The sequence below is a fragment of the Autumnicola edwardsiae genome, assembly GCF_031846505.1.
GTDB classification, from domain to species: Bacteria; Bacteroidota; Bacteroidia; order Flavobacteriales; family Flavobacteriaceae; genus Autumnicola; species Autumnicola edwardsiae.
On record NZ_JAVRHP010000273.1, the window covers coordinates 1 to 812 of the forward strand.

The 812-nt window shown below is 43.7% G+C and carries 1 protein-coding gene; it reads left to right on the top strand.

Annotated features, from left to right (window positions below; all coding sequences use genetic code 11):
• A partial coding sequence (locus RM529_RS17605; RefSeq protein ID WP_432264551.1) for an IS66 family transposase occupies nucleotides 1-812 on the top strand: 812 nt, incomplete at both ends.

Genomic DNA, 812 nt, shown 5'->3' on the forward strand with positions numbered 1-812 from the left:
AAAGATAAAGAATTAAAGCAAAAAGATAAGGAACTTGCCCGGGCTGATGAGCATCTTCGCAGCTATTTGAGTAAGTCCGGAGTTCTAGAGGAAAAAGTGGCCTACCTGGAGAGCCAGCTGGAGATGTTCCGAAGGATGCAGTTCGGTCAGAAACGCGAGCGTTTTGAAGATAAGGATCAGCTAGCTTTGCCTTTTGAGGTTACTGCCCAGGATCTTGAAAAACGAGAAGAAGCCTTTACAGAAAAGATTACCTACCAGCGTAAGAAAAAAAATGCCAATCATAAAGGGCGTCAGCCGCTTCCAGATCATCTTCCGGTAGAGGAAGTGAAGATCTATCCCGAGGGAGATATCTCCCAGATGAAATGTATCGGCCAGGAAGAGACCGATGAATTGGAATATGAGCCTGCACGTTTTTTTATTCGCAGATATATCCGGTATAAATACGCTCACAAATCCGGAGAAGGTGTGATCATAGGAGAACTTCCCGAGCGGGTGATCGATAAAGGTATTCCAGGGTCAGGACTGATAACTTCCATCATCGTTGATAAATTCTTCGATTATTTACCGCTTTACCGGCAGCTTGAACGCTTTAAAAGAGAAAAAGTCCCCATTGCTGCTTCTACTATGAATGGCTGGTGTGCCAGGGGGCTCGATCGCATTGTTCCACTTTTTGAAGAACTCATAGCCGATGTAAAATCTCAAGGATACTTGCAGGTAGATGAAACAACAATAAAAGTGCTGGATGAGACAAAAAAAGGAAAAACTCATCTGGGCTATTATTGGGTATATCACAGTCCCATCGATGGTAATGT